Below are 24932 nucleotides of genomic sequence, written 5' to 3' on the forward strand. Positions count from 1 at the left end.
GCGGGGCGGGATCGAAGGCGGGACGCAGCGGCGCCGTGCGCCTCTACGAATCCCCAATCCCGAATCCCGGCTGTCAGCGCATCACGCCGGGCAAGCCCGGCGCGGGGCTCAACGCGCTGCTGCGTTCGATGGCGAAGGTGCGCTGCTTGGTCTCGTCGGGCGTGGCCACGACGTCGCCCTTGAGGCTGTAGGCGAGGCTGCGGCCGCCGGCGAGGGCGTCGGCGACGGCGATCTTGGCGGTGCCGGACGGGGTCAGGTCGACTTTGACGACGTCGGCCGATTCGGGCCCGATCGACAGGGCGGGCTGGGCCTGCAGTTGGCCGGCGCTTTCTTCGCCGAGCTTGAGCTGCAGGTCGAAACGGTCGAAGCGCATGGGGATGCTGCTGAAGTTCTCCAGCCGCACTTCGACCGTCCAACTGCCGTTGGCGCGTACGGTCAGCTGCTGAATGCGCGCGGCGGGCTCGGAGACGCGCCGCACCGGGCCGGTCGAGCAGCTGGCCAGCAACGCGGCGGCCAGGGTCAGGCCGATCGTAAGGCCGATCGTACGCATCCGGGGCCGTGCTTTCATTCCGCCGCTCCACAGGGTTGGGACCGCGAGGATACTACGGCGAATGGTGGCCCCGGCAGGGGCGCGCCGGGTGAGGTTCGCGCGGACAGGCGCGGCTCAGGCCGGTTCGCCGGGAGCATGGCGGCGGCCGGCCGGGCAAGCGCGCCGATCCCGGGGCGGGGCGGTCCGGAGGCGTTCGACCGGGCGGATCGGCCGCGACGGATCGGCTTGAGCGCGCAGGGGCGAGCGGGCATCGCTGTGCGGGCGATTCCGGCCTGATCACCGCGCGATCATCAAGGGCCGCGCACGGACCGGCCGCCGAAGGCCGATGCAGTGCGCGTCGCGAACGCGGTTCAGTGCGATGCGGCGGTCGCGGAGTCGAGCGCAACGGTGTGCGTCGCGGAAGAGTCCGCAGGCGGTGCGGGGCGTGACGATGGGCGTGCGGGTGCGGCGACGCGTACGGCCGTGCCGCGCGTCGCCGCATCGGCCGTGCCGGCGGGGTGCGCAGGAGTCGGGAACGCCAGCGAGGAGGCGGTGGGCGCAGAAGGGCGCGCAGAAGAAGGCGCCACCGTCTGCGCCAGGCATGCCAGCGCGGAGACGGTGGCCAGCACCAGGAGGTAGCGCGGCAGCGCGCGGAGCGAATCCTGCATCCACGTCGCCGCCCTCATGCGCGGACCCCGCACGTCCTGTGCGGCGTCGGCCGACCGGCCGTCCTGGCCATCGGCGCGAAATCCGTTTCGCCGTGCATGCACGCTTCCTCGGCACTTGCAATGAAGACACCCCGGCTCCGCTGGCTCACCTGCTCGAGGGTGACGGCCTTTTTCCTTTGCAGAGCGGCATCCGTGTCATCGCATCGACCGTGCTGCCGGGGCCTGCATAGATTGCCGCCGCGGCCGGGGCCAAACAGTCGGCCGAAGGCGCGGCCGGCTGTAGGAATTTTCTGACCCCCGGTCACGCTTCGCGGCTCGACCCGGTCGCATCGCGCGGCTGCGCGCGTACTCGCACTCGCCGTTGCGGCGGCGACACGATGTGTTCGCGCGGGCTCATTGCGCGGCGTCGTCGCGCGGCACCGCGCCGGCGTTGCGCAACTCCTGTTGCGCCTGCTTGATTGCCTTGACGTCGAGCGGAAGGATGCGGCCGATGAAGCAGGGCATCTTGATCGACGGCGTGCCGAGCGCGGTGACCTTGTCGAAGCGCGCGTGCACGCGGCCCATCTGATTGCTGACGCTGATCGCCGAGGCGAACGCGAGGTCGCTGCAAGGCCCGCGCAGCTCCAGCAGGTAGGCCTGGTTGGGACGCGTCCACACCGCCAGCGCACTGTCGCCGAGCGGCGTCCAACCGTTGAGCGTGCCGAAGTACTGGAAGCTGTCGACCGGCGCGCCGGCGTGGGCGCGGTACAGCGCCAGGCGCTGCGCGTCGTCCAGTTTCGGGGTGGAGGCGCAGCCGGCCAGTGCCGCGGCGACAAGGACGGCGGTGAGCAGGGTTTTCATGAGCACTCCTCGACGGCGCGGGCCGTTCTGGCGGGACTGCGCGCATCATGCGCCCGCGGACAGGCGCGCAGTGCGAACCGGTGCCGATATCGTTCAGCGCGGGGGAGACTTGCCAGATCCGATTTGCGTCCGTATCATGCCGCCTCTCTCGCGGGACACCGCGAACGGCCGGGTAGCTCAGTTGGTAGAGCAGGGGATTGAAAATCCCCGTGTCGGGGGTTCGATTCCCTCCCCGGCCACCATTTGTAAACGAAGGGCCCGACCGCAAGGTCGGGCCCTTCGTTTTTGCGCAGGCCGATTCGCGCATGTCGAGTTATTGCCGCGACGACAGGCGCAGGTAGGAGAAATCCGACCCTCCGGCGGGGTGCCGGCCGACTGCGTCGGCTCCGGCGCTGGGGCAGCCTGGATGGGCTGGCAGCGTGCGTCCCTCCCCAGTTACGCGCACGCCACGGGTTTTCAGGGACCGAAGGCCCGCCAGCATCTTTGCCGATATTGCCGTTTGGCGGCTGGCCGGGCGCGAAGGTGCGCAACTCTGTGATTCTGCGGATTGGCGCAAAGACGCGCGGCGGGGGCGCTCTATGCTCGGCGCATCTTCAAAGGAGTGCAGGCCATGACCCGTACGATCGCTTCGCTGCTGCTGTTGGTCCTCAGCTCGGCCGCGATGGCGCAAACCGTCGCTTTCGGCAACAAGGTGATCGTGGTCGGCGACAGTGTCGGCCGCCTGGAGCAGGTGGCGGGCAAGCCGGCCAAGATCGTGCCGATCCAGAACAAGTTCGGCGCCAACGTCGCCGAGCGCTACGAGTACTACGTCGGCAGCAAGACCGTGCTGGTCACCGTCCGCGATGGCCGGGTGATCGACGTGATGGAATTGTTCTAAGCCGGCGCAACGCCCGCTGCCGCAACTGCCAGCGGCGGCGGGCCACGGTGTTCGAGCCCGTCGCCCGAGCCACCGCTTTTCCCCATCCCCGATCTCTAATCCCCAATCCCGGCGCACCGCACGGCGTTGCGCCTACTGCACCGTGCAGGTCATCTGGACGGTCACCGTGGCGCCGTTGGCGAGCGCGCCGAGGGCAACGCCGCTTTCCAACTGCGCCAGGCTCAGCCCGGCCGGGCAGGCCGCACCGGTGCAGCTCGGCGCTGCGGTGCAGCTCAGGCCCTGGCGGCTGGCCGCCGGGTCGCGCAGGATCGCGCCGGCGACCGCGTCCGGGCCGTTGTTGGTGACGACGATGGTGTAGATGGTCGACGCGCCGCGGGAAACGGTGTTGACGCCATTGGTCTTGGTGATGGCCAAGTCCGCCAGCGGCGCGCGAGTGTTGCTGAAGGTGCAGGTCAGATCGTCGCCGGCGGCCGCGGTGAGGCTGAAGCTGGTGCCGGCGCCGCTCGGCGTCTGGCCCCCGGCCAGCGCGTTGCTGCAGCTGTAGGCGCTGGCGTAGTTGTTGAGGTTGGCGCCGGCCGCGCCGGTTTCGGACAGGGTGTAGGCCGCGCCGACGCTGCCGTTGAGCAAGGCCTCGCCGGTCGCGATGGTGCCGCTGCCGGTGGTGGTGACGCCGACCGGCCCGCCGGTGCCGGCGATGTTCAAGTCGAATTGGTCGGCGGCGACGAAACGCCCCAGCGGCAGCGCCTTGCGCAGGCGCAGGATCGGCTGTTTCTGGAACACCAGCGGCCCGCTGGCGGTGTCGTTGGCGGTATTGAAGTCGTTGTTGGTCGCGTCCGCGTCGCCGTCGGGCACGCTGCGGCCCAGTGCGGCCCAGTGCGGCATTGGCGGTGTACGTGCCGCTGAGCGTGGGCGAATTGACCGTGACCGGAATGGTGAAGCTGACCGTGCCGCCGTTGCTGCCGGGCGCGCTAGATCCGGCCAGAGGAGTCGGATTCAGTGCGCAGGTGACGACGCTATTGCCGGCGCTGGCGACGCAGTTGGCCGGCAGGGTGCCGGCGGTCCAGCCCGCCGGAAGGGTCGCGACCACGGTGAAGCCGTCGTCGCCGTCGGTGGCGCCGGGGCCGACATTGGTCGCGGTCAGGACGATGTTCTGCAACTGGCCGTAGTTGCTGTAGGCCGGCGTCGGCGTGCTCAGCGTCACCGCGATGTCGGGCAGGCCGGTGACGGCCAGCGTGCACGAGGCGTCTTGTTCGTTGCTCAGCGTGGTGCCGGTGAGGCAGGTGCCGGTGGTGACGTAGGTATTGGCGGCGATGCCGGCCGGACGTTGGCTGATCGCGGCGCGGTAGTTGCCGCCGGGCAGCACGTAGATCTCGCTCGCGGTTTGTACGGTCGAGGTGTTGGACGCGGCGCTGGCATGCGGGGTGCGGCCGGCGCCGGTGGTGCCGGCGCCGTTGTCGAGCAGGGTGCTGCCCTGGGTCAGGTTGACCTGCCAGCCCGTGCCGCCGAGGGTCTTGTTCCAGGCGAAATCGGCGAAGCTCAGGATCGCCGAATGGCGCGCTTGCAACAGGGTGCCGCAATAGACGTTGATGCCGTCGTAGCCTTCGCCGCCGGCCTGCATGAACAAGCCCGAGACCAGGGTCGTGGCGGTGTTGGCGCAGAACGGACCGCGCGAGACGTGGGCCGGTTGCCCGGACATGGTTTCGCGTACGCCGACCTCGATGCTGGTCGAGGTGCCGGTGGTCATCCGCACCCACGAGTTCGCGTCCAGGGTCAGCGGCCGGCAGACCAGGTTCAGCGACGAGGACCACGGCGGGTACTGGCCGTTGGACCATTCGCGGTCCCAGCCGCCAAATTGGTGCACCAGCTGGTTGGAGGGACAGTAATTGGTGACTTCGGTGCCCGGCAGAGCGTAGGTGCCCGACAGCACGTCCGGGCTGCCGTTGGCGTTGCGGTTGACCACGTTGACGGTGCTGCCGTCGGTGGTGATGCCGCCGCAGTACAGGCCGACCCGGTTGGTCATGCCGCGGGTCGAGGTGAGCCCCGCGCTCATCGATTTGTCGCGATGGTAGGCGCCGCGAACGATGGTGCCGGCGGGGCATTGCAGCGCTCCGGAGCCGGGATCGCCTTTGTTGGTGCCGATGGTGCCGGTCGGGGTGGCGCCGGCCTGCACGCCGATGCCGGCCTGCGCATGGACGGGACGGGGAACGCTGGCGAACAGGGCGAGCAGGCAGAGGGCGGGGGCGAGGTGTTTGGCCGTCATGAAGTCCGGGGTTCCATCCGACGGGAGCGGAAGCCGCTCGGCAGGGTGAAAAAGCGTGAGCTGAATCGTGCAAAAAATGTGCCAAAATTCACAATTTTCGAAGAGTGTGCCCCGATGAGCGTTGATCCCAGGCGCTGAGCCCGGCCGGCCACGACTGGGACAGACAAAAAAGGTCAGTTTTTGCCCCTGGCGCTGTAATCGGTTCCCGATCGCGGCCACTCGGCGCCGATTGGCGCAGGTCCCCTTAGACGGGCAGATTTGCCTAAACAGGACGAGCCCGGTGCATCGGGCGAGGTCATGGCGTCGCCCGGCGGCGAAAGTTGACAGCCGCGCGCAAGGCGCACTACGGTGCCCGTCCCCGTATTCCGCCGACCGGCGGTCCAGAGGGAACCATGTCTGAGCGTGTAGCCATCCGCTGATCCCTTCGCCCGGCGAAGGTGGGTCGACGCGTCGAAAGCGGTTCGTCGTTCGCGCCTTGCGAACGCGCGCGGTCGCGTCCGTTCCGGCGACTACCGACAGACGTCCATGCTCTTATCGATTCGACGGCGATGCGCGCGATGCGCAGCCGTCCGCGGCGCGTGCCGCCATTGCCGTCGCCGCATCCGGCGCGCGCCGTTCGCGCCGCGATCGGCGTTTGCGTTGCCGATGCCGCGACGCGCATTCCTCGCGCTCCCGCGCTGGCCGTCCGGGCGCGCCGCCTGGTGGCCGCGCGTATCCGCGTCCGGTTCCGGCATCAGGCCGGACCTTGTCTTGCCTCGCATCCCACGGAGGCCTTCATGCTCAGTTTGATGATGTTTTCCCGTGTGCCGCCGTACGCCCCGCCATCGCAGACGCCCATGCGCATCCAGCCGCAAACCCGCGAACACGAAGCGCAGATCGACGCATTGACCCGGGCCGCGTTCGGCGGCGCTGGCGAGGCCGCGCTGATCGGGCGCCTGCACGCCGACGGTCTGGTGCGGCTGTCGCTGGTCGCGCTCGACGACAGGGCGCGGGTGATCGGCCACGCGCTGTTCACCGCGCTCGCGGTGCGGGTCGATGGGCGCCCGGTCGACGCGCTGTGCCTGGCGCCGGTGTCGGTGCTGCCGGCGTGGCAGCGGCGCGGCGTCGGCGGGCGGCTGATCCGCGCCGGCCTGGCGCAGCTGGCCGAAGCCGGTTTCGAAGCGGTGGTGGTGCTCGGTCACGCCGACTACTACCCGCGCTTCGGCTTCGACGCCGCGCTGGCCGCGAAACTGGCCGCGCCGTTCTCGGGCGAATGCTTCATGGCCCTGGAACTGCGCCCCGGCGCCCTGGCCGGCGAGCGCGGCTCGGTGACCTACCCGCCGGCGTTCGGGCTGTGAAGCAGGAACGAGTGCGGAGGAGTAAGTAATGAGTTGTGAGCAAATCGGGCGCGACGCCGCTTTCGCTCGCTACGGGCTCCTCTTCGCCCGCTCCTGAGCCGAGCGTGGAGAGGTGCGGAGCGAGCAACGCCCGCGATGCCGCTTTGGCTGGCCGCTCGCTGCACTCGGCTATTCCTAGCCTTCAGGCACGAACCCTGCGGGCTTCTCCGCGCCGCCGCCGAACAGGAACTTTTCCATCTCGCCCTCGAGGAAGGCGCGATGCTTGGGGTCCAGCGGCGACAGCCGGTTCTCGTTGATCAGCATGGTCTGGTGGGCCAGCCAGGCGGCCCAGCCGGCCTTGCCGATATGGGCGAACACGCGCTTGCCCAGTTCGCCGGGCCAGGGCACGAAGTCCAGGCCTTCGGTGTCGCGGCGTTCGTATTCGCAGAAAACGGTGCGGCTCATGTCGTTGGGTCCCGGGAGAAAGCGGTGCGGCGCTCAGGCCGCTTCGATCAGTTTGCGGATCGGCGCGGGAATGCCGAGTGCGGCCAATTCGGCGCGCGCGAACCAGCGCAGATCGTCATTGTCGCCGACCCGGCCGCGCAGGGCGATGCCGCGCCAGCGCCGCGGCCACAGGTCGAGTTTGTAGTGGCTGAAAGCGTGCGCGACCGCCGGCAAGGCCTCGCCGGCGGCGAAATCGCCGCGTACATGGGCCTCGAACCACTGCTGCGCGCCGGCGGTTTCCTCACTTTGCGGCAGCGTCCACAGTCCGGCCCAGATGCCGCTCGGCGGACGCCGCTGCAGCAGCACCCGGCCGTCCGCGTCGAGCAACCACAACACCTGCGCTTGGCGTTGCGGTACCGCCTTGCCGGGCTTGGGCGTCGGCAGTTCGGCGACCCGGCCTTCGATGCGGGCGACGCAGTCGTGCTGCAGCGGGCACAGGATGCAAGATGGGTCGGCGCGCGTGCACAAGGTCGCGCCGAGATCCATCTGCGCCTGGGTGTAGTCGACCATGCGCGTCTGCGGCAGGTGCGATTCGGCCAGCGTCCACAACTGCCGCTCGATCGCCGGCAGGCCCGGATAACCGTCGATGCCGTGGTAGCGGCTGAGCACGCGTTTGACGTTGCCGTCGAGGATCGCGTGGCGATCGTCCCAGGCCTGGGCCAGGATCGCCGCGGCGGTGCTGCGGCCGATGCCGGGCAGGGCGGTCAGCGCGTCGATATCGCGCGGCAGTTCGCCGCCGTGGCGTTCGACGCAGAGCTTGGCCGCCGCGTGCAGATTGCGCGCGCGGGCGTAGTAGCCCAGGCCTGACCACAGGCCGAGCACGGTGTCGAGTTCGGCTGCGGCCAGGTCGGGCAGGCTCGGCAGCGCGGAGACGAAGCGTTCGAAATACGGCGCCGCGGTCTTGACCTGGGTCTGTTGCAGCATGATTTCCGACAGCCACACGCGGTACGGCGTGCGCGGGTGCTGCCAGGGCAGGTCGTGGCGGCCGCTGACGTCGAACCACGCCAGCAGGCGGGCGGCGAAGGCGTCGGCGGTGGCTGGGTCGGGCGGTGCGGTCATCGGTTCGGCGGGGCGGCGTTGGCGGTCGGTTCGCGGGTTGGGGCGGGGGCTGAGTCGGTGGGCGGCGGATCGTCCTCGATCTCGATCCGCACGCCTTCGAGCACCGCGCCGGAGACTTCGACCCGCGGCGTGTGCAGTCGCCCTTGCAGCGGCGGCAGCAGCGAGCCTTGCGCGCCGGCATCGACCCACTCCAGCACTTCGGGCAAGCGGAAGCGGCCGTCGAACACGGTCGCGTCGCGTTGCAGGCGCAGCGCGGCGGTCGCGGAGAAATCGGCCGGGCCGGCGTAATCGAGCGCGAACGGCAGCGGCGAGCGCGACTGCCCCAGCGGCGGCGGCAGCGTCGGCCAGGCCTGCGGCCATTCGGCCAGGCGGCCTTGCAACTGCAGTTCCAACTGCTGCGCATAGGCGAAGCGGCCGGTGCCGTCGAGGTGGGGCACCGCGTCGCGGCCGCGCAGCGCGGCGCCCAGCGGCGCCAGACTCAGGCGGCCGTCGCGGTAACGCAGCGGGCCGGCCAGGCCGAACACGAACGGCAGATCGGTGGCGCCGGCGCGATAGCGCGCCTGCGCGCCCAGGCGCAGCCGGTCCAGGCCGAGGCCGTCGTCGCCGGCGTGCAGGCGACCGCCGGCGACGGTGCGCATCGGCAGGCGCCAGTCGTGCGCGACCACGTCGACCCGGCCGGCCAGACCGAGCCCGCGCCCGGCGGCCGGACGCTGCAGGGTCGCCGCAAGCGAGAACGGAATCCGCAGCGGCGCGGCGACGACTTCGCCGTCGAGCCGGCCGCGCAGCGGTCGTGCGGGGTGCAAGACCGGCAGATCGATCGCGATGCGTTCCACCGACCAGCCGGCGCCGATCACCCGGCCGCGCTCGACCCGCGCGCCGCGGCTCAGGCTCGGCAGCCGCAGTGGGCCGGGCGAGGGCGGCCGCGACTCCAGCCAGCGTTGCAGCGCGGCCAGGTCGAATTGCGGCGCATCGAGTTCGACCCGTTCGACGTCGAGCACCGCGCCGGCGGCGCGGATCGTGCTCCAGGGCAGCGACAGGTAGACGCGCTCGGCGCGCAGCAGCGGCGTCGCCGCGCCGGGTTGGCGCGCGACCAGGCCGCGCACCTCCAGCATCGGCGTGCCGCGCAACCGGTATTCGCTGGCGCCGGAGGCGCTGAGCTCCAGGCCGAGCGATTGGCCGACGCGATCGAGCAGGATCGCGCTGACCTGGCTGGGCTGCGACACCCAGCTCAGCGCCAGCACCATGACCAGCACCGCGCCGGCGGCGACGAGCACGCGCCTGCGCCAGCGTCGTCGTTCGGGGACGGCGGTCTCCGGCGGCGCGGACATGGGCGCGGCCGCGCCTCAGCCGCCGAGCGTTTCGGGCAGCAGGGCGTCGACGAAGGCTTCGGCGTCGAACACGCGCAGATCTTCCGGGCGCTCGCCGATGCCGGCGAAGCGGATCGGAATGCCGAATTCGCGCGCCAGGGCGAACACCACGCCGCCCTTGGCGGTGCCGTCCAGCTTGGTCACCACCAGGCCGGTGACGCCGACCGCGGCGTGGAACTGGCGCAGCTGCGACAGCGCGTTCTGGCCGGTGGTGCCGTCGATCACCATCAGCACTTCGTGCGGCGCGGTCGGGTCGACCTTGCCGAGCACGCGGCGGATTTTGCCCAGCTCGGCCATCAGCCCTTGCTGGGTGTGCAGGCGTCCGGCGGTGTCGGCGATCAGCACCTGGGTGCCGCGCGCCTTGGCCGCCTGCAAGGCGTCGAAGGCGACCGAAGCGGCGTCGGCGTTCTGGCCCTGGGCCACCACCGGCACGCCGTTGCGTTCGCCCCAGGCTTGCAGTTGGGCGACCGCGGCGGCGCGGAAGGTGTCGCCGGCGGCCAGCATCAGCGACCGGTTTTCGTCGCGGAAGCGCTTGGCCAGCTTGCCGATGGTGGTGGTCTTGCCGACGCCGTTGACGCCGACGGTCAGCAGCACGAAGGGCTTGGCCTGGGAGTCGATCTGCAGCGGCTTGGCGACCGGCTGCAGCAGCGCGATGAGTTCTGTGCGCAGCGCCGCGAGCAGGGCGTTGGCGTCGGCGAACTCGCGCGACTTCATCCGCTTGCGCAGACCTTCGACCAACTGGGTGGTGGCGGTTACGCCGACGTCGGCGGTGATCAGCGCGGTCTCGATCTCGTCGAGCAGGTCGTCGTCCAGGCGCGGATTGCGCGAGAACAGACCGCCGAAGCTGCGCGCGAACACGCTGCCGCGCAGGCGTTCGCGCCAGCCGGGCTTGCCGGGTGCGGCGGCGGGCTTGTCGACGTAGTCCAGCGCGGCGGGCGCGCTCGGCGCCGGTGCGGCCGGCAGCGGCACCTCGTCGTCGCGGAGCGGCGGCTCGACCTCCAGGGCCGCGGCGACGACTTCGGCCGGGATGGGCGGTTCGGCGGCGCGAGCCGCCGGTGCGGTGGGCGAACCGATCGCCGGCGTTGCTAGCGGGGTCGCCTGGATGGCGGCTTGCTCGGCCGGGGCCGGGCCGGCCGGCGGCGCTTCGGCGGCCGGCGTTACCGCCGCCGGCGCGGGTTCGGCCGCGACCGGTTCGGTCGCGCGCGGCTGGGCGCCCGGGAACGCGGCGGCCAGTTCCTCGGTGCTGTAGCGGCGCTCGGACGCGGCGGTGTCGGGCTTCTTGCGGCGGAAAAAACTGACCATGAGACGGAAAGTGGGGGCATGCGCGAGAATTGCCACATGCTAGCACCGGCCCGCAAACCCTCCCGATGAAGAATTCCCGCCGCGGCCCGCGCGTTCCGCCTCCGTCCGCCGTCGCCGGCGCGGCCCCGCCCGGTCGTCCCGTCGGCGCCAAGGCCACAACCGGCAAAGTCCGGATCATCGGCGGACGCTGGCGCGGCACCCGCCTGGCGGTGGCCGATTCGCCCGGCCTGCGCCCGACCTCGGACCGGGTCCGCGAGACGCTGTTCAACTGGCTGATGCCGATGCTGCCGGGCGCGCGCGTGCTCGACCTGTTCGCCGGCAGCGGCGCGCTCGGCCTGGAAGCGCTGTCGCGCGGCGCCGCCGCGGCGGTGCTGGTCGAGCGCGACCCGGCCCTGGCCGCGCAACTGCGCGCGCTGAGCGAGCGCCTGCCGGGAGGCGAGGCGGCCCACGTGGTCCAGGCCGACGCCTTGGCCTGGCTGGCGTCGCAGCCGGTCGCGTCTGCGGGCGCGCCGGGCTTCGATCTGGCCTTCGTCGATCCGCCGTTCGCGGCCGGCTTGTGGGATCGGGTCTGGCCGGCATTGTTGCCGGTCCTGGCGCCGTCGGCCTGGCTGTACGCCGAGGCGCCGCCGGACGCGCCGATCCGCCTGCCGGCCGACTGGGACCTGCATCGCGAAGGCGGCACCCGCGAGGTGCGCTACGCCTTGTACCGCCGCCGCCCGGCCTGACCCCGTCGCGCGGCCGGCTGCTACACTGCGCCGCAACCGGCGGGGCGGCTTCCCGCTTTCCCTCATTCCTGCAGCGAACGACCAACGAATGAGCTCCGCCCGCAACCGCGTCGCCGTCTATCCCGGCACCTTCGATCCGATCACCAACGGCCACGTCGACCTGGTCGACCGCGCCGCGCCGCTGTTCGAACGCTTGGTCATCGGCGTGGCCGAGAGCCCGGGCAAGGGCCCGGCGCTGCCGCTGGACGTGCGCGTCGAACTGGCCCGCCAGGCGGTGTCGCACCACTCGCACGTCGAGGTGCGCGGCTTCAATTCGCTGCTGGCCCATTTCGTCGCCGAGGTCGGCGGCGGGGTGCTGCTGCGCGGCCTGCGCGCGGTGTCCGACTTCGAATACGAATTCCAGCTGGCGAGCATGAACCGTCACCTGATCCCCGAGGTCGAGACCCTGTTCCTGACCCCGGCCGAGCAGTACGGCTTCATTTCCTCCTCGCTGGTGCGCGAAATCGCCCGCCTCGGCGGCGACGTTTCCGGCTTCGTGCCGCCGGCGGTGGACGCGGCGCTGCGGGCCGAGTGGCAACGCAAGCACCATTGACCTCCCAACACGTCACACCAAAGCCAATACCTAAGGGGCATACGATGAAGACTTCCTCCCGCCTGCTGCTGATCGCCTGCCTGGCGCTGCCGTTCGTGGCCGCGTGCCAGAAAGAGGAGAAGAAGGAGGTCGCCGCCGAGGCCGCGCCGCTGCCGGCGCCGAAGACCAACGACGAGAACGCCTGGAACGCGTATCTGACCGACGTGGTCAAGCGCAACCTGGACGGCATCAGCGGCAGCACCTACGTCTACGTCCTGCCGGCGCCGGATTCGCCGACCTTCCAGCGCGACTACGACCTGATGCTGGAAAAGGCCCAGGTCGACATGTCGCGCGGCATCCTCGAGGGCAACCTGGTCGCGTTCGGCTCGCCGAGCTCGGCCAAGACCGCCGACCTGGCCGTGGCCTCGTTCGCCAAGGTCGACCCGGCGACGATGAAGGGCGTGAAGTTCATCTTCATCGGCGACGCCGTCGACAACGAGCGCGTCAAGGCCGCCGTGACCCCGGCCGGCGTCAACTACGTCTTCGCCGAAGTGAAGTAAGCCGCAGCGTCCGCGCGCTGCCGCAGCATCGGTTCGGGCCGCGTTCGCGGCCCGAATCGTTTGCGCACCGCATCGCGGCCAATGCGCCGAGGCCGGCGCGGGCCGGCGCCGATCTACAGCGTCCCGGCCGCCGGCTATGCCGGGCCCGCGCCGGGGCCTACACTGGGCTCCCGACCGGCACAGGCAATCGCGCCCTCCGCCGGACTTTCCCGCCATGTCGCTCAAGATCAACGAACTCTGCGTCAACTGCGACGTCTGCGAGCCGGCCTGCCCGAACCAGGCCATCGCCCAGGGCGAGACCATCTATGTGATCGATCCGGCGCGCTGCACCGAGTGCGTCGGCCACTACGACGAGCCGCAATGCGTGGTCGTCTGTCCGGTCGAGTGCATCGACAAGGACCCGGAACACCCCGAATCCGAGCTGCAGTTGCTAGAGAAACTGCGGCGTCTACAACAGGAGTAAACCCGATGCGCAAGGCGATGCGGCCGCGAGCCGGTTCGACGTTCCCCTGGTTGCTGGCCTCGCTGCTGCTGCTCGCCGCGCCCGCCTTCGCGCAGGACGCCGCGCCGGCGCCCGCATCGGCCGCCGCGCCGGCCGACAGCGCGCGCCGCTTCGCCCATCCGCCCGGCACCGCGATCGCCAGCGCGCATTCGCTGTCGACCCAGGCCGGGCTGGAGATCGTGCGCGCCGGCGGCAACGCCTTCGACGCGGCGATCGCCGTGTCGGCGGCGTTGTCGGTGGTCGAACCGATCAGCTCCGGCATCGGCGGCGGCGGTTTCTTCCTGCTGCACGAAGCCAAGAGCGGCCGCGACATCTTCGTCGACGCGCGCGAGACCGCGCCGGCCGCGGCGACGCCGGCCGCGTACCTGGACGCCAAAGGCGAGCTCAATCGCGACCGCGCCACCAACGGCCCGTGGTCGGCCGGCATTCCCGGCTTGCCGGCGGCGCTGGTCCACCTGGCGCAGAAGTACGGCAAGTTGCCGCTGAAGACTTCGCTGGCGCCGGCGATCCGCATCGCCCGCGAAGGCTTCCCGGTGTATGCGCGGCTGGAGAAGGGCTATGCCGGCCGGCGCGAGGTGATGGAGCGCTACCGCGGCACCCGCGCAGTGTTCCTCGCCGACGGCACGCCGCCGAAGGAAGGCGAGGTCCTCAAGCAGCCGGACCTGGCGCATACGCTGGAACTGCTGGCGGCCAAGGGCTTCGACGGCTTCTACCGCGGCGAAGTCGGCGCCAAGCTGCTCAAGGCGGTGAAGGAAGAGGGCGGCCAATGGCGCGCCGACGAGCTGTCCGGCTACAAGGTGGTCGAACGCGAACCGCTGCGGCTGAAGTACCGCGGCTGGGACATCGTCACCGCACCGCCGCCGTCCTCCGGCGGAGTGGCGATGGCCGAAATCCTGCAGATGCTGCAGGGCTGGGATCTGGCCAAGCTCGATCCGGCCCATCGCACCCACCTCATCGTCGAGGCCATGCGCCGCGCGTATCGCGACCGCACCATCTACCTGGGCGATCCGGATTTCGTGAAGGTGCCGCTGGCGCGGCTGACCAGCGCCGATTACGCCGCCGGCCTGCGCGCCACCATCCATCCCGAAAAGGCCACTCCCAGCGACCTGTTGTCGGGCCAGCCGGCGCCGCTGGAAGACGAGGAAACCACTCACTTCTCGATCATCGACGGCGAGGGCAACCGGGTCTCGGCGACCCAGACCGTGAACCTGCTGTACGGCTCGGGCATGGTCGCGCCGGGCACCGGCGTGCTGCTCAACAACGAGATGGACGATTTCGCCCTGCGCCCGGGTACGCCCAACGCCTTCGGCGTGATGGGCTTCGCCGCCAACGCGCCGGAACCGGGCAAGCGCATGCTCAGCTCGATGACTCCGAGCTTCCTGGAGTCGGCGGAGAAGGTGATCGCGGTCGGCGCCCCGGGCGGCAGCCGGATCATCACCCAGGTGCTGCTGGCGGTGCTGGCCTACGACGCCGGGCTGGCGCCGCAGCAGGTCGCGGCGCAACCGCGCATCCACCACCAGTGGTTCCCCGACGCGATCTCGGCCGAGGCCGGCGCGCTCGACGCCGCCACCGTGGCCAAGCTGCAGGCGATGGGGCACAAGGTCAACGCCGGCGAGTCCCACTGGGGCAATCTGCAGACGGTGATGTGGGACCGGCGCGACAACACCCTGTCCGGCGGCACCGATCCGCGCAATCCGGTCGGCCAGGCCGATGTGCTGCTGAGCGATCGCTGAGCGGCTTGCCGCCGCCGCGATGGCGCGGCGGCCGGGCGGCGCGGTAGATTGCCGCGCAACGGCGACGGCCATCACATAGTCAGGAGCGCAAGGTGAGCGGGGACAGGGACGAGGACAAGCGTTGGTATACCCGGGTGCCGGCGATCTCGATCGCCCTGGTCGCATTCCTCGTCGCTCTCACCACCTTGATCAACAACGTCCGCGAGATCGGCGGCTTCAAGGAAAAGCTGGCCGCTGCGCCGACGCCCGCGGCCCAGCCGGCGGTAACGGCGACGCCCGCGCCCGCCAAGCCGCAGGCGCCTTCGCGCTACACCGTGCTGCTGACCCTGCAACGGATCGAAGTCGTCAACGACGGCACCAACGGCAGCACCGCCTGGACCTTCGACGTCAGCGCCGGCGGCGAGGATCTATTCGAACTGCCGGCACGCGACTACAGCGACGCCGACGACGCCCGCATCGTCAGCCCGCGCACCAGCGATCCGTCGATGGGCCAGGTGGTGCTGGTGCCGGGCCAGGAAATGCCGGTCAAGATCAGCGGCCGCTCCGCCGGCCTGATCCTCAAGGCCCACGCCAGCGGCAGCGCGACCTTGCGCGCCGGCCAGAACCTGCCGCCGGTGCGCGTGCTGGCCGGCGACAACGGCCGCGACGGCGAGTTCATCTTCCATTTCGCGACGACTACGACGCCGCAGTAAAGCCGGGATTGGGGATTGGGGATTGGGGATTGGGGATTGGCAAAGCTGCGGCATTCCGCTTTTGCGAATCCCCAATCCCCAATCCCCAATCTCCGCTGCACCGGCTCCATTCCCGATTCACGCATTGAAGCCTAGAATCTAGCTTTCTCAGCCGACGCCCGAACGGGCGGTGCAGCCATGAAACTCTGGTCGATCCTGGGCAATTCGCAGAAGCTCGACGGCGGTGCGATGTTCGGCAACGCGCCGCGCGCGATGTGGGCGAAGTGGTCGCCGCCCGACGAGGCCAACCGCATCGAACTGGCGTGCCGGGCGCTGCTGGCGACGCCGCTGGCCGGCAAGACGGTGTTGTTCGAGGCCGGCATCGGCGCCTTTTTCGAGCCCAAGCTGCGCGAGCGATACGGCGTGGTCGAAGAGCGCCACGTGCTGATCGATTCGTTGGCCGCGGCCGGTTTCGCGCCGGAAGACATCGACGTGGTGGTGCTGTCGCATCTGCACTTCGACCACGCCGGCGGCCTGCTGGCGCCGTGGGCCGAAGGCCAGGCGCCGCGGCTGCTGTTCCCGAACGCGCATTACCTGGTCGGCCGCGAGCATTACCGGCGCGCGCTGCAACCGCATCCGCGCGACCGCGCCAGCTTCATTCCGGAATTGCCGGGCCTGCTGGAAGCCACCGGCCGATTGGAGTTGGTCGAGGGCGCGCATTCCAAGCTGCTCGGCGACCGCGTGCGTTTCCACTACAGCGACGGCCACACACCGGGGCTGATGCTGGCCGAGATCGTCGGCCCGGAACTCGTCGACGGCCAGCCGCACGGCGGCGTGGTGTTCTGCGCCGACCTGATCCCCGGCCGGCCCTGGGTGCACGTGCCGATCACGATGGGCTACGACCGCAACGCCGAGCTGTTGATCGACGAGAAGAAGGCCTTTCTGAGCGACAAGCTGGCGCGCAACGTGCATCTGTTCTTCACCCACGATCCGGGGTGCGCCCTGGCCCAGGTGGTGCGCGACGACAAGGGCAAGTTCGGCACCGCGCACGAAGTCGCCGAATTGCAGGCGAGGGCGCTGGCGGCATGACGCTGGCGCGCGCGCGCAGCCGAGGATGGGCCATCGCGCTGTTCGCGCTGGCCGGCCTCGCCTTCGCCGCGCAGGCCCGGGCGCAACCGGCCGAAGACGCCGAGCCCTTGGGCGAGCCGGTCGCCGGCAAGCGCGTGGTCGATCGCGATTTCGGCGTCGAGACGCGTCAGTTCGGCCTGGATCGCCGGGTCGAGATGTATCAGTGGCGATTCACCGGCAAGGGCTACGAACGAGTCTGGAACGCCGCGCCGATCGATTCGGCCGGATTCGCTCCGGGCCACGTCAATCCGGCGCGCATGCCGCTGGAAAACAAGCGTTGGTGGGCGCAGGACGCGACCCTGGACGGCAGGCCGATCCAGGTCGACGTGCTGCGCACGATCGGCGAGTGGCGGGTGTTCCGGCCCAATTTCAGCCGTTTGCCGGCCAATCTGGCGGCGACCTTCCAGCCCGAGGGCGACGGCCTGGGCAGTGCGGAGAATCCGCTGGACCCGCAGATCGGCGATTTGCGGGTGAGTTGGCGCGAACTGCGTCTGCCGGCGCTGGAAGGCAAGCTGGAGCTGCGCGACGGCCGCTGGCGGCTGTTGCCGGAAGCCGCCGCCGCCGCTTTGGCGGCCGCGCCGGCACGCACGGCGCCGGCGGCGAACGCGAACGCGGCGCCGGGCGGATGGTCGCCGGGCTGGTTCGCGGTCGCGGTCGGCTTCGCGCTATTGCTGTTGTATCGCCTGCGGCAACGGCGCCGGCGCAAAGCGCGGTAGGCCGGCGGCCATCGCGCGCCGCGAGCGCTTGCCCGCGGCGCGGCCGGTTCAGGCGTAGTGCTTGGTGCCGAATATCTTGTCGCCGGCGTCGCCCAGGCCGGGCAGGATGTAGCCGACTTCGTTGAGGCGCTCGTCGACCGAGGCGGTGTAGACCTCCACGTCCGGGTGGCGCGCTTCCAGCGCCTTCAAGCCTTCCGGCGCGGCGACCAGGAACAGGCCCTTGATGCGCTTGCAGCCGGCGGCCTTGAGCAGGTCGACGGTGGCGATCAGGCTGCCGCCGGTGGCGAGCATCGGATCGAGGATCAGCGCGGTGCGTTCTTCCATGCGGCCGGTGAGCTTCTCGTAATAGCCGACCGGTTGCAGCGTCTCTTCGTCGCGCTGCAGGCCGACCACGCCGACCTTGGCCGCCGGGATCAGTTCCAGCACGCCCGGCAGCATGCCCAGGCCGGCGCGCAGGATCGGCACCAGGGTGACCTTGGCGCCCTTGATTCGGCGCGTGGCGACGGGGCCGGCCCAGCCTTCGACGACCGCCTCTTCGGTTTCCAGATCGGCGGTGGCTTCGTAAGTGAGCAGGGTCGCGACTTCCGAGGCGAGCTCGCGGAACGACTTGGTGCTGTTGTCGGCGCGGCGCATCAGGCCGAGTTTGTGCTGGACCAGGGGATGGCGGACTTCGACGATTTTCATGGCGGCCTCAAACGGTGGCGGGCGGCGATTGTCGCCGCACAGGATTGATGGTTGCGGGGCGGGGCGCAAGCGCGGCGCGGGCCGCCGCAAGCGTGCGCGCTCGCTGCGATGGAAAAGAGCGGCGTCGCGAGGCGCCGCAGCGGCCTGGCGTTCGCTTTCGCTGGTGCGGGCGAAGAGCGGTTCCGCGCCGTTGCCGAAGCCGGCCTCCGGCGTCGGTTCGTGGGGCGCGGCGGGTTCAGTCCGCGATGGCGTAGAGGTTGTCGCCGTCGGCGAGGGCCTGGGCGACGAACAACGATAGCCGGCGGATGTCGGCGGGATCGGTGAACCGGGCCTGCAGCCGCGTCAGTTCCGCCTGCAGAACCGGCAGTTCGGCGGACGACCATGCCGCGTCGGCCCCGTAGTCGCGCAGCCGGAGCAGCAGCGGATAGGCTTCGTGCGGCAACGCCCGGGCCATCAGCTGCCTGTGGAACAGCAGCTCGATGGCGAACGATTTGCGCGAGGTGAGCGCCTCGCGCTCGTGCCGGGCCTGGACCAGATCGAGCGTCATGGAGAGCGGGCCGGACCGCGGCGTCGCCGCAGCCGAAGCGCGTCCGGCCTCACGCCGTGCGGACGTAGCGGATCTCGATCCCGTCGCTGTCGCCGATCGCCGCGCGCAGCACGGTAATCAGCGAGCCGGCGTTGAGGTGGTCGATCTCGATCATGTCGACCACGGCATGATCGATCCAGTAGTCCTGGTCGCGCCGGTTTTCCTCTTCCAGCGCCGCGACCAGGATCTGCAGCTCTTCCTCGCTGATCTCGCCGATGTCGGCGCCGGTTTCCTTGTTGGACAAACGGATCATTTCCATTCCTTAGCGGGCAGATGAGCAGATGGGCGCCGAAGGCCGGAAACCAGCGAAATACAGCCTTCGCTGGCTTCCGCCTTTTCTGCGCCGGTTCCCGGCCGTCAGGCCGCCGCCTGCTGCTGCAGGCGCGGACCCTCGCGCAGGGCGCGGCCGACCATCGACACCAGCAGCTCCAGTTCGTCGCTGCCGATGGTGAAGTTCGGGGTGAAGCGCAGCGAGTTGACGCCGCCGTGGATCACGCCGATGCCGCGCTCGCGCAGCCACTCTTCGATCGAGCCGGCGCCGTAGCACTTGAACTGCGGCGACAGCTCGCAGGAGAACAGCAGGCCGGTGCCCTGGACCTTGGTGATCAGGCCGCCGAGCTCGCTCTTGAGCTTTTCCAGCTTCTCGATCGCCTCGGCGCCGCGGGCGCGGATGTTGGCGCGCAGCTGCGGGGTGACCTGCTCGAGCACGGCGACGGCGACGTCGAGCGCGCGCGGGTTGCTGGTCATGGTGTTGCCGTACAGGCCCTTGCGGTACAGCGAGGCGGCGCGTTCGCCGACGGCGAGCACCGACAGCGGGTACTGGCCGGCGTTGAGCGCCTTGGAGTAGGTCTCCATGTCCGGCGCGTCCAGGCCTTCGAAGCCCGGGTAGTCGACGATCGACAGCACGCCGTGGGCGCGCAGGCCGGCCTGGATCGAGTCGACCAGCAGCAGCGAACCGTGGTTGCGGGTCAGTTCGCGCGCGGCGGCATAGAACGCCGGCGGCACGCCGCGGCCCGGGTCGCCTTCGCCCATCACCGGCTCCAGGAACATCGCCTCGATGAACCAGCCGTTGGCGTCGGCGTCGGCGAACACCTGCTTGAGCGCGTCGACGTCGTAGGGCTCGATCGCGATCACCGAGTCTTCGCCGCGGAAGCTGGCCAGGTGCTGGATATAGGTCTTGCGCGAGGAATCCGAGTACAGCGCCGGGCGCTCGGTGCGGCCGTGGAAGCTGCCCTTGACCACCACGCGCTTGATCGCGCGCCCGGCGTGGGCGGCGCCCGGATCGGTCATCAGCTTGCTGTTGACGTCGGCGATGCGCGAGGCCAGCGAGACCGACTCGGAACCGGAGTTCAGGCAGAAGAAGCGCTCGTACGGGCAGCCGCCGCGGGCAGTGCCGATGGCCCCGCGCAGGGCGCGCTCGAAGCGCAGCTGCGACAGCGACGGGGTCATGATGTTGGCCATCACCTGCGGCTTGGCCATCGCCGCGATCACCGCCGAGGGGGTGTGGCCGAAGCCGAGCATGCCGTAGCCGCCGGAGTCGTGCAGCACCGCGCCCTTGAGGGTCACGATCCAGGGGCCGCGCGCGGTCAGGGCGACATACGGGTTGACGCCGTCGTCCGGGTAAAAGTTGACGTAGCCGGCCTGGACCGCGTGGATCTGCGCGTCCTCGTCGAGGTCCAGCAGGTCGGCGTGCAAGTCGCGGATCAGGGCGTATTCGGCGGCGGCGGCGGCCACGGCTTCGCCCAGTTCGGGATGGGTGACGGCGAAACGGACGAGGGTGTCGTCGTCCAGGCCGACGGTGCGGCGTTTGCCGGCGTGGGCGCGCAGCGGCGCGAGTTGGTCGAGCAGGTTGGTCATTTCAATCTCCAAAGATCATCGGCGTCCCGCCGAGGCTTGACTACGTGGGAGACCGGTCCGGCGCCGTGGCGCGGACCTTCGCAGTTGCAGCAGCCCCCGGCTGCCAAGCGCCATCTCGCACACCCTATTGCGGATCGAAACGAAGAAAAATCGCGCAAAAATTTTGCGTGAAGGCCGCCCTATTTGACGATTTTTCGTTTCATTTCAATGATTTATCGAGTCTAGCATGTCCGCGCGGCGGCGATAACCCCCATCGGGGCGAAGGTATTCAGGCGGGCCCAACGGCGACCGGTTGACGCTTGTCACCGGCGATCGATGCTTTCGCCCACTGCCGGCTGCGGGGGCCCGCGCCGAGAGTAGGCGCATCTTCCACGCACCCATCGGACCGCCGCCATGGCCACGCTCGCCCGGACGAATCCCGCTCTGCGCCGACTCAAGACCCCGGTGCTGTGCGCCGCGCTGTTCGCCGCCGCGCCGCTGTCGGCGGCCGAGACCGCCGCGGCGCCGACCGGTGCCGCGCCGGCGAGCTTCGCGATCGCCGGCGCGCGCGTGTTCGACGGCGACACGTTGCTGCCGTCGGCGACGGTGCTGGTGCGCGACGGCCTGATCGCCGAGGTCGGCGCCAAAGTGCGGGTGCCGGCCGGGACCGCGGTGATCGACGGCCAGGGCGCGACCCTGCTGCCCGGGCTGATCGACGCCCATACCCACAGCTTCGGCATGGCGCGCAGCGACGCCCTGCGTTTCGGCGTGACCACCGAGCTGGACATGTTCAACGCCAGCGGCCAACTGACGGCGGCGAAGACCGAACGCAGCGGCCGCGCGCGCACCGACCGCGCCGACCTGTGGTCGGCCGGCACCCTGGTCACCGCCAAGGGCGGCCACGGCACCCAGTACGGCGTGCCGATCCCGACCCTGGACGACCCGGCCCAGGCCCGGGCTTTCGTCGATGCGCGCATCGACGAGGGCTCGGACTACATCAAGCTGGTGCTGGAAGAACTGCGCGACGCGCAGGGCAAGCCGCGCCTGAACACCTTGTCCGAGGTCTCGCTGCGCGCGGCGATCCAGGCCGCGCACGCCCGCAAGAAACTGGCCGTCGTCCACGTCTCGCGCGCCGAGGAGGCGAAGCTGGCGATCGACGCCGGCGCCGACGGCCTGGTGCATATCAATGCCGATCGCCTCGACGACCCGCAACTGATCGAAGCGATCAAGCGCCGCGGCGCGTTCGTGGTGCCGACCCTGACCGTCGAGCACTCGGCCTACGGCGCCGGCAACGGCAAACAGCTGATCGCCGACCCGCGCCTGGCGCCGTTCCTGAGTTCGGCGCAGAAGGACGAGCTGGGGCGCGGCTTCGGTTGGCGGGTGGAACCGGACAAGGCCAAGAACGCGACCGAGAACGTGCGCCTGCTGCATCGCGCCGGCGTCGCCGTGCTCGCCGGCACCGACGCCGGCAACCCCGGCACCAGCCACGGCGCCAGCCAGCACGGCGAGCTGGAGCTGCTGGTCGCCGCCGGGATGAGCCCGGTCGAAGCATTGCGCGCCGCGACCTCGGCGCCGGCGCGCAGCTTCGGCCTGAGCGACCGCGGCCGCATCGCCCCGGGCCTGCGCGCCGACCTGGTTTTGGTGGACGGCGACCCGACCGCCGACATCGCCGCGACCCGCGCGATCCGCACGGTGTGGAAGAACGGTTATCCGGTCGACCGCGCCGTTTCGATGCCGACCCTGCAGCCCGGCGCGGTGGCGACCTGGAACGCCGGCCAACCGGGCCCGCGCTGGGTCGCGTCCTTCGACGCCTACATGGGCGGCAAGTCCAAGTCGCAGCTGCAGGCGGGGCAGGGCGGCGGTACGGCGCTGGCGGCTAAGGGCGACCTCGTCGCCGGCCTGCCGCAGCCCTGGGCCGGGCTGATGCTGATGCCCGGCCCGACGCCGATGGCCGCCGCCGACGCCCGTTCGGTGCGCGAGCTGAGCCTGCGCCTGCGCGGCGACGGCCGCCCAGTGTCGGTGCTGGTGTTCTCCGGCAAGGAACTGCCCGGCACGCCGGGCTTGCAGCTGGTGCCGACCCAGGCCGGGCAATGGCAGCAGGTCAGCGTGCCCCTGGCCGGCATGGCCAATGTCGATCTGAGCCTGCTGCGTGGCATCGCCTTCGCTGCGGGCGGGGCGCCGGGCGCATTCGAATTCGAGATCGACACGGTCGAACTCCGTTAAAGTCCGCCGGCATGCGGTGGCGGATGCGATCCCGCAGCGTCGGTCACGGCCGTGCCCCGACGCTTGTAGCATCCCGCCGCCATCGCGCCGAGCCCATGCCTGTCCTGCCGCCGCGCGGCCGGACGCAGACTTCACCGTAGGACACGACCATGCGCTTGCCCGGACCGCCGCTGGACACACAGGAACACCTGCTGGGCTGGCACCTGGCGTCCTTGCTCTATCTGAGCTTCGTCTTCGTGCCGCTGTTCTTCTGGCCGGTGCTGCCGTGGTGGGTGGTGGCGGTCGCGGTCGGCTCGGTGGCGGTGTTCCTGCCGCTGTACTGGGCGTTCTACCGCGCCGGGGTCAAGGCGCGTTTGTGGCTGGTGCTGGGCGTGGCGGCGATCGGCTACACGGTGTTGCCGTTCGGCGTCGGCGGCGGCACCTACCTGATCTTCGCCGCCGGCATGCTCGCCAGTTTCCTGCCGCTGTGGCGCGGGGTCAGCCTGACGGTGCTGCTGTTCGCCGCGCTCGGCGTGGAGATGATCTGGACCCTGCCGGCAGTGGCGATGCCGCTGTCGGGGTTCCTGATCCATGTATTGGTCGGTTCGATCGTCTACGCCGGCGTGCTCGCCGCGCGCTCGCGCGAGCTGCGCAACGCCGAGTTGCGCCTGACCCAGGAAGAAGTGCGGCGCCTGGCCAGCCTGGCCGAGCGCGAGCGCATCGGCCGCGACCTGCACGACCTGCTCGGCCACACCTTGTCGGTGGTGGTGCTGAAATCGCAATTGGCCGCGCGCCTGATCGAACACGACACCCGCGCCGCGCAGGATCAGATCGGCGAGGTCGAGCGGGTCGCGCGCGAGGCCCTGACCCAGGTCCGCGAAGCGGTCGCCGGCATCCGCGCCAACGGCCTGCAGGCCGAACTCGCGGCGGCGCGGCTGGCCCTGCTCGGCGGCGAGATCAGCCTCGATCATCGCCTGGCGCCGCTGGAAATTCCCGGCAATATCGAAACCACCCTGGCCCTGGCCCTGCGCGAATCGGTCACCAACGTGCTGCGCCATGCGCGCGCGCGGCGGGTCGAAGTCGAACTGACCGAGGACCCGCGCGGCGGCATCGTGCTGCGCATCGCCGACGACGGCCGCGGCGGCGTGGCCGCCGAAGGCCACGGCCTGACCGGCATGCGCGAGCGCCTGCGCGCGATCGGCGGAGCGGTCGAAATCGACAGTCCCAACGGCGGCGGCACCCGGCTCAGCCTGCTGGTGCCGCGCGAGGCGCTGAGCGCGGCGCGGCGCTTGCCGCCGACGACGCCGGCGTCGTCGCAGGACAAGGGGCCGGCTTTGCTCGAACGAGGTATCGCATGATCCGATTGTTGCTGGCCGAAGATCAGGCCCTGGTGCGCGGCGCATTGGCCGCGTTGTTGAACCTGGAGCCGGATATCGAAGTCGTGGCCGAAGCCGGCGACGGCGCCACGGCGTGGGAAGCGGTGCGGCGGGTGCAGCCGGACCTGCTGGTCACCGACATTGAGATGCCCGGCATGACCGGCATCGATCTGGCTTTGAAGGTGCGCGATTCCGGGTTGCCGACGCGGGTGGTGATCGTCACCACCTTCGGCCGCGCCGGCTACCTGCGCCGGGCGATGGACGCCGGCGTGCGCGGCTACCTGTTGAAGGACGCGCCCGCCGGCCAACTCGCCGATGCCTTGCGCCAGGTCCACCGCGGCGGCCGCGCCATCGACCCCCAGCTCGCGGTCGCCGCCTGGAGCGACGAGGACCCGTTGACCGAGCGCGAGCGCCAGGTGCTGCGGTTAGCCGGCGAGGGCTTGTCCACCGCCGAAATCGGCGAGCGGCTGCACCTGAGCCAGGGCACGGTGCGCAACTACCTGTCCGAAGCGATCGGCAAGCTCGACAGCAACAACCGCATCGAGGCCTACCGGCGCGCACGGCAGAACGGTTGGTTGTAGCCGCGGCGCTGCGGCCGGGCCGGGGGCGCGCGAGGCGGGGCGAAGCTTGGCAAGAGCCGGGCAACCGGCCCCCAGCAAATCCTCCGCGCTCCGGGCGACGCCCAGCAGCCCACCGGCATCGGGCGCCGCGCGCCTCGGTCGAAGGGGGCAACGGCTCGCGGCCGTTCCCCGGGGGCCGCACCCGCCCCTGCGTCGTCCCCCTGTTGCCCCCCTGTGAAAAGGGAGGGAAGGGGGATTGGCCTTTTGCCGACGCCGGTCTCCGCGCTCGCCTGCATCCGTTTTTTTGGCGATCCCGCCCTTACCCGGGATAATGCCCCGTTCTCCGCCCGGTTCCGCCCC

General features: G+C 70.6%; 26 protein-coding genes and 1 tRNA gene. 16 read left to right on the forward strand and 11 right to left on the reverse strand.

Annotated elements, in window-relative coordinates; translation table 11 throughout:
* Nucleotides 1–73: 73 nt before the first annotated feature.
* Both TX83_RS13105 and TX83_RS13110 read right to left on the reverse strand, forming a co-directional pair.
* Nucleotides 74–550 (reverse strand): LEA type 2 family protein, encoded by a 477-nt coding sequence (locus TX83_RS13105; RefSeq protein ID WP_064748394.1) that lies wholly within the window; start codon nt 548–550, stop codon nt 74–76.
* A gap of 1040 nt (nt 551–1590) precedes the next feature.
* Nucleotides 1591–2037, reverse strand: a complete 447-nt coding sequence (locus TX83_RS13110) for a DUF6491 family protein (protein ID WP_064748395.1) — start codon at nt 2035–2037, stop codon at nt 1591–1593.
* Between the two features lie 166 nt (nt 2038–2203).
* Between TX83_RS13110 and TX83_RS13115 the strand changes: the two genes are divergently transcribed.
* Together TX83_RS13115 and TX83_RS13120 are read left to right on the forward strand one after the other, a co-directional pair.
* Nucleotides 2204–2279, forward strand: a tRNA-Phe gene (locus TX83_RS13115).
* A 368-nt stretch (nt 2280–2647) separates the two neighbouring features.
* Complete coding sequence (locus TX83_RS13120) at nt 2648–2914, forward strand: hypothetical protein (protein WP_064748396.1); 267 nt, start codon at nt 2648–2650, stop codon at nt 2912–2914.
* Nucleotides 2915–3046: 132 nt separating this feature from the next.
* Here the strand turns inward: TX83_RS13120 and TX83_RS13125 are convergent, their stop codons facing one another.
* Nucleotides 3047–3796: a prealbumin-like fold domain-containing protein gene (locus tag TX83_RS13125; RefSeq protein ID WP_064748397.1), complete on the reverse strand. Its 750-nt coding sequence runs from the start codon at nt 3794–3796 to the stop codon at nt 3047–3049.
* A gap of 5 nt (nt 3797–3801) precedes the next feature.
* Between TX83_RS13125 and TX83_RS13130 the strand changes: the two genes are divergently transcribed.
* The 3 genes from TX83_RS13130 to TX83_RS13140 all read left to right on the forward strand — a co-directional run bounded on the left by TX83_RS13130 (nt 3802) and on the right by TX83_RS13140 (nt 6511).
* On the forward strand, nt 3802–4080 hold the full coding sequence (locus TX83_RS13130; protein ID WP_064748398.1) for a hypothetical protein: 279 nt from the start codon (nt 3802–3804) through the stop codon (nt 4078–4080).
* Nucleotides 4081–4608: 528 nt separating this feature from the next.
* Nucleotides 4609–4797, forward strand: a complete 189-nt coding sequence (locus TX83_RS13135) for a hypothetical protein (RefSeq protein ID WP_141233498.1) — start codon at nt 4609–4611, stop codon at nt 4795–4797.
* A gap of 1153 nt (nt 4798–5950) precedes the next feature.
* The gene (locus TX83_RS13140) at nt 5951–6511 is read left to right on the forward strand and encodes a GNAT family N-acetyltransferase (RefSeq protein ID WP_222423765.1); all 561 of its coding nucleotides are present in this window, start codon (nt 5951–5953) and stop codon (nt 6509–6511) included.
* Nucleotides 6512–6685: 174 nt separating this feature from the next.
* Here the strand turns inward: TX83_RS13140 and TX83_RS13145 are convergent, their stop codons facing one another.
* The 4 genes from TX83_RS13145 to ftsY form a co-directional block, all read right to left on the reverse strand.
* The gene (locus tag TX83_RS13145) at nt 6686–6955 is read right to left on the reverse strand and encodes an oxidative damage protection protein (protein ID WP_064748403.1); all 270 of its coding nucleotides are present in this window, start codon (nt 6953–6955) and stop codon (nt 6686–6688) included.
* Between the two features lie 33 nt (nt 6956–6988).
* A complete protein-coding gene (gene mutY / locus TX83_RS13150) occupies nt 6989–8053 on the reverse strand; it encodes an A/G-specific adenine glycosylase (protein WP_064748405.1) in 1065 nt (354 codons plus the stop codon).
* Complete coding sequence (locus TX83_RS13155; RefSeq protein ID WP_141233499.1) at nt 8050–9327, reverse strand: hypothetical protein; 1278 nt, start codon at nt 9325–9327, stop codon at nt 8050–8052. Before TX83_RS13155 ends, mutY begins: the two co-directional genes overlap by 4 nt.
* A 69-nt stretch (nt 9328–9396) precedes the next feature.
* Nucleotides 9397–10722 carry a signal recognition particle-docking protein FtsY gene (gene ftsY, locus TX83_RS13160; protein ID WP_064748407.1) on the reverse strand — a complete coding sequence of 442 codons (1326 nt, stop codon included), beginning with the start codon at nt 10720–10722 and terminating at the stop codon, nt 9397–9399.
* Nucleotides 10723–10787: 65 nt separating this feature from the next.
* On the opposite strand from ftsY, the gene rsmD reads away from it, so the two are divergent.
* The 8 genes from rsmD (at nt 10788) to TX83_RS13200 (ending at nt 17328) form a co-directional block, all read left to right on the forward strand.
* Nucleotides 10788–11447, forward strand: a complete 660-nt coding sequence (rsmD, locus tag TX83_RS13165) for a 16S rRNA (guanine(966)-N(2))-methyltransferase RsmD (protein ID WP_075575151.1) — start codon at nt 10788–10790, stop codon at nt 11445–11447.
* Nucleotides 11448–11535: 88 nt separating this feature from the next.
* A complete protein-coding gene (gene coaD, locus TX83_RS13170; RefSeq protein ID WP_064748408.1) occupies nt 11536–12039 on the forward strand; it encodes a pantetheine-phosphate adenylyltransferase in 504 nt (167 codons plus the stop codon).
* Nucleotides 12040–12083: 44 nt separating this feature from the next.
* Nucleotides 12084–12578, forward strand: coding sequence for a hypothetical protein (locus TX83_RS13175; protein ID WP_064748409.1), 495 nt, complete (start codon nt 12084–12086; stop codon nt 12576–12578).
* A gap of 214 nt (nt 12579–12792) precedes the next feature.
* On the forward strand, nt 12793–13041 hold the full coding sequence (locus TX83_RS13180) for a YfhL family 4Fe-4S dicluster ferredoxin (protein WP_064748410.1): 249 nt from the start codon (nt 12793–12795) through the stop codon (nt 13039–13041).
* A 17-nt stretch (nt 13042–13058) separates the two neighbouring features.
* Nucleotides 13059–14813, forward strand: coding sequence for a gamma-glutamyltransferase (gene ggt / locus TX83_RS13185; protein ID WP_064748446.1), 1755 nt, complete (start codon nt 13059–13061; stop codon nt 14811–14813).
* 92 nt (nt 14814–14905) lie between these two features.
* Nucleotides 14906–15505 carry a hypothetical protein gene (locus TX83_RS13190; RefSeq protein ID WP_141233500.1) on the forward strand — a complete coding sequence of 200 codons (600 nt, stop codon included), beginning with the start codon at nt 14906–14908 and terminating at the stop codon, nt 15503–15505.
* A 177-nt stretch (nt 15506–15682) separates the two neighbouring features.
* Nucleotides 15683–16573 carry an MBL fold metallo-hydrolase gene (locus TX83_RS13195; protein WP_064748412.1) on the forward strand — a complete coding sequence of 297 codons (891 nt, stop codon included), beginning with the start codon at nt 15683–15685 and terminating at the stop codon, nt 16571–16573.
* Nucleotides 16570–17328 carry a TMEM43 family protein gene (locus TX83_RS13200; protein ID WP_064748413.1) on the forward strand — a complete coding sequence of 253 codons (759 nt, stop codon included), beginning with the start codon at nt 16570–16572 and terminating at the stop codon, nt 17326–17328. The genes TX83_RS13195 and TX83_RS13200 overlap by 4 nt, the downstream gene beginning before the upstream one ends.
* Before the next feature lie 48 nt (nt 17329–17376).
* On the opposite strand, the gene upp is transcribed toward TX83_RS13200, so the two are convergent.
* From upp to TX83_RS13220, 4 genes are all read right to left on the reverse strand, one after another.
* A complete protein-coding gene (gene upp / locus TX83_RS13205; protein ID WP_064748414.1) occupies nt 17377–18012 on the reverse strand; it encodes a uracil phosphoribosyltransferase in 636 nt (211 codons plus the stop codon).
* A gap of 235 nt (nt 18013–18247) precedes the next feature.
* On the reverse strand, nt 18248–18559 hold the full coding sequence (locus TX83_RS13210) for a hypothetical protein (protein ID WP_064748415.1): 312 nt from the start codon (nt 18557–18559) through the stop codon (nt 18248–18250).
* Between the two features lie 49 nt (nt 18560–18608).
* Nucleotides 18609–18851, reverse strand: coding sequence for a hypothetical protein (locus tag TX83_RS13215; protein WP_075575157.1), 243 nt, complete (start codon nt 18849–18851; stop codon nt 18609–18611).
* A 104-nt stretch (nt 18852–18955) separates the two neighbouring features.
* Nucleotides 18956–20455 (reverse strand): aminotransferase class III-fold pyridoxal phosphate-dependent enzyme, encoded by a 1500-nt coding sequence (locus tag TX83_RS13220; RefSeq protein ID WP_064748417.1) that lies wholly within the window; start codon nt 20453–20455, stop codon nt 18956–18958.
* Nucleotides 20456–20848: 393 nt separating this feature from the next.
* Between TX83_RS13220 and TX83_RS13225 the strand changes: the two genes are divergently transcribed.
* The 3 genes from TX83_RS13225 to TX83_RS13235 all read left to right on the forward strand — a co-directional run bounded on the left by TX83_RS13225 (nt 20849) and on the right by TX83_RS13235 (nt 24593).
* Nucleotides 20849–22657, forward strand: a complete 1809-nt coding sequence (locus tag TX83_RS13225; protein ID WP_064748418.1) for a CIA30 family protein — start codon at nt 20849–20851, stop codon at nt 22655–22657.
* 149 nt (nt 22658–22806) lie between these two features.
* Entirely contained in the window at nt 22807–23994 is a 1188-nt protein-coding gene (locus TX83_RS13230; protein ID WP_064748419.1) for a sensor histidine kinase, read from the forward strand.
* Nucleotides 23991–24593 (forward strand): response regulator transcription factor, encoded by a 603-nt coding sequence (locus TX83_RS13235; RefSeq protein WP_064748420.1) that lies wholly within the window; start codon nt 23991–23993, stop codon nt 24591–24593. Before TX83_RS13230 ends, TX83_RS13235 begins: the two co-directional genes overlap by 4 nt.
* The last annotated feature ends 339 nt before the right edge of the window (nt 24594–24932 follow it).

The organism is Lysobacter antibioticus HS124 (genome assembly GCF_000336385.2).
GTDB classification, from domain to species: domain Bacteria; phylum Pseudomonadota; class Gammaproteobacteria; order Xanthomonadales; family Xanthomonadaceae; genus Lysobacter; species Lysobacter firmicutimachus.